Below are 2910 nucleotides of genomic sequence, written 5' to 3'. Positions count from 1 at the left end.
ACATGTATGTTGGCTGACACTACGCCATCGCGAGCAGGCTCACTCCTACAGTGGATCGCCGCGATATTCAGGGTCGCGGCAGGCGGATCATCGCTGTCAGCCCGCCTCCCGGCGTTTCTTCCAGGCTCAACTGCCCGCCCAGACGTTCAGCCGCTTCACGGGCAATGGTCATCCCCAGACCAACGCCCCCCGAATTTCGATTACGCGAACCTTCCAGACGGAAGAACGGTTCAAACACCGCTTCACGTTGTTCCGCCGCAATCCCCGGTCCGTGGTCGATGACCCGGATGATCAATTGTTCACGATGGTCTTCCAGCGTTATCAACGCCTGTCCGGCATAGCGCAAGGCATTGTCCAGCAGGTTGTTGACGCAGGAGCGCAATGCCATCGGCTGCACTTGCAGCGGCGCACAATGGCCGCTGGCCTGGACATCGGCACCCTGGTCCTGGGCGTTTTCGCTCAACGACTCGACCAGTGCCTGCACATCCATCCATTGCGGCGCCTCGCTGGTGCGTTGCTCGTGCAGATAGGTGAGGGTGGCGTCGAGCATGCTGATCATGTCGTCCAGATCCTGGCGCATCTGGCCTTGCAATTTGTCGTCGTCAATCTGTTCCAGCCGCAGCTTCAACCGTGACAGCGGCGTGCGCAGGTCGTGGGACACCGCGCCGAGCATCCGTGAGCGTTGCTTGACCTGCTCGATGATGCGTCGCTGCATTTTGTTAAAGGTATGCGCCGCTTGCCGTGCTTCCCGCGGGCCGGATTCATCCAGTGGCGGACTGTCGAGGTTTTCACTCAGGCGCTCGGCGGCGTCGCTCAGGCGCTGGATGGGCCGGCTCAGCAGTTTGGCGCCGTACCAGGCCGCGATGATCAGCGAGATCAATTGAAAGGTCAGCGGCACCACCGGTCCGCCAAACCACGGTCGTGGTGGACGGTCTTTGAAACGCGGGTCCACTGGCGGAGGCTGTCCGTCAAAACCTTCGGAAAACTCTGGTGGTGGCGGCGGAGGCGGTGGCGGGCCGTAATAGTGAAACCAGGCAAACGCCAACAGGTGCGCCAGGATGATCGCGATCAGCAGCACGCCAAACAGGCGACCGAACAGCGTATCGAAGCGCCCGCGCATCAGCCGATGTCTCGCGCATCGAACAGGTAGCCTTCCCCGCGTACGGTTTTGATCAGTTGTGGCGCTTTCGGATCGTCACCGAGTTTCTGCCGCAAGCGCGACACCAGCAGGTCAATGCTGCGATCGAAGGCTTCGATCGAACGACCGCGGGCGGCGTCCAGCAATTGTTCGCGGCTCAAGACCCGGCGTGGACGCTCGATGAACACCCAGAGCAGGCGGAATTCGGCATTCGACAGCGGCACCACCAGGCCATCGGCGGCGATCAACTGGCGCAGCACGCTGTTCAGGCGCCAGTTGTCGAAACGGATGTTCGCCCGTTGTTCGCTACGGTCATCGCGCACCCGGCGCAGGATGGTCTGGATGCGCGCCACCAGTTCCCGTGGCTCGAACGGCTTGGCCATGTAGTCGTCGGCGCCCAGTTCCAGGCCGATGATCCGGTCGGTGGGCTCGCAGCGGGCGGTGAGCATCAGGATAGGGATGTCCGACTCGGCACGCAGCCAGCGGCACAGCGACAGGCCGTCTTCGCCGGGCAGCATCAGGTCGAGCACCACCACGTCGAAATGCTCCGCTTGCATGGCCTGGCGCATGGCGGCGCCATCCGTGACGCCGCTGGCGTGGATATTGAACCGGGCCAGGTAGTCGATCATCAGTTCGCGGATCGGGACGTCATCGTCGACGATCAGGGCGCGAATGTTCCAGCGTTTGTCGTCGCCGAGCGCTTTTTGATCATCGTTCACGGGAGCTTGGGTGTTGTGCATGCGTGCGTTCATCTGCCAGGTAGCTGCCAACCACAAAGATGGGCTGCGAGGTTGTGGTTTCAGCATAGGCGTCCGGCCCGGGGGCGGGAAGTGCTGTTGTAAGGACGTATTGCGGGTGGCGAGGGTAGCGGGCGAGGGTGTTGTGGGCGTGTCGGGAATGTACCGAACTCGACACAATTGCTGCAAAGGCTAGTCTTGCCTGAGCGTTATCGACGATTTACCGATCATCGGGTCCCGCAGCGCCCTTGGTTCCGCTACAATGCGCGCCGATTTCGACTTGCCTGAGAGCCCACTCATGTCCGCCTGCCAGACTCCCATCATCGTCGCCCTGGATTTCCCCACCCGTGACGCCGCACTGAAGCTGGCCGATCAGTTGGACCCGAAGCTGTGCCGGGTCAAAGTCGGTAAAGAACTCTTCACCAGCTGTGCTTCGGAAATCGTCGGCACCTTGCGCGACAAGGGTTTCGAAGTGTTCCTGGACCTCAAGTTCCACGACATTCCGAACACCACCGCCATGGCCGTGAAAGCGGCAGCGGAGATGGGCGTGTGGATGGTCAACGTGCACTGCTCCGGTGGCCTGCGCATGATGGCGGCTTGCCGTGAAGTGCTGGACAAGCGCAGCGGCCCGCAGCCGTTGCTGATCGGTGTGACCGTGCTGACCAGCATGGAACGTGAGGACCTGGCAGGTATTGGCCTGGACATCGAACCGCAGGAGCAGGTGCTGCGCCTGGCTGCACTGGCGGAAAAAGCCGGGATGGATGGTCTGGTGTGTTCGGCCCTCGAAGCCCAGGCCCTGAAATCCGCGCACCCGTCGCTGCAACTGGTGACCCCGGGGATTCGTCCGGCAGGCAGCGCCCAGGACGACCAACGCCGCATCCTGACCCCGCGTCAGGCGCTGGATGCCGGTTCCGATTATCTGGTGATCGGCCGACCGATCAGCCAGGCGGCCGATCCGGCCAAGGCGTTGGCTTCGGTGGTGGCTGAACTGGCGTAAAAAGATCGCAGGCTGCGCCAGCTCCTACAGGGGAATCC

Annotated in this window: 3 protein-coding genes; 1 reads left to right on the top strand and 2 read right to left on the bottom strand. The window is 62.4% G+C overall.

Annotation, left to right across the window (positions count from 1 at the left end; all coding sequences use genetic code 11):
• Positions 1-67: 67 nt before the first annotated feature.
• Together ACW9JC_RS29770 and ACW9JC_RS29765 are read right to left on the bottom strand one after the other, a co-directional pair.
• On the bottom strand, positions 68-1120 hold the full coding sequence (locus tag ACW9JC_RS29770) for a sensor histidine kinase (RefSeq protein ID WP_457459516.1): 1053 nt from the start codon (positions 1118-1120) through the stop codon (positions 68-70).
• Positions 1120-1878, bottom strand: a complete 759-nt coding sequence (locus tag ACW9JC_RS29765; protein ID WP_448106735.1) for a response regulator — start codon at positions 1876-1878, stop codon at positions 1120-1122. The genes ACW9JC_RS29770 and ACW9JC_RS29765 overlap by 1 nt, the downstream gene beginning before the upstream one ends.
• Before the next feature lie 295 nt (positions 1879-2173).
• Between ACW9JC_RS29765 and pyrF the strand changes: the two genes are divergently transcribed.
• Complete coding sequence (pyrF, locus tag ACW9JC_RS29760) at positions 2174-2872, top strand: orotidine-5'-phosphate decarboxylase (RefSeq protein WP_172668695.1); 699 nt, start codon at positions 2174-2176, stop codon at positions 2870-2872.
• The last annotated feature ends 38 nt before the right edge of the window (positions 2873-2910 follow it).

Source organism: Pseudomonas sp. SDO5591_S426, assembly GCF_054070755.1.
This window is presented reverse-complemented; position numbering and strand designations above follow the sequence as displayed.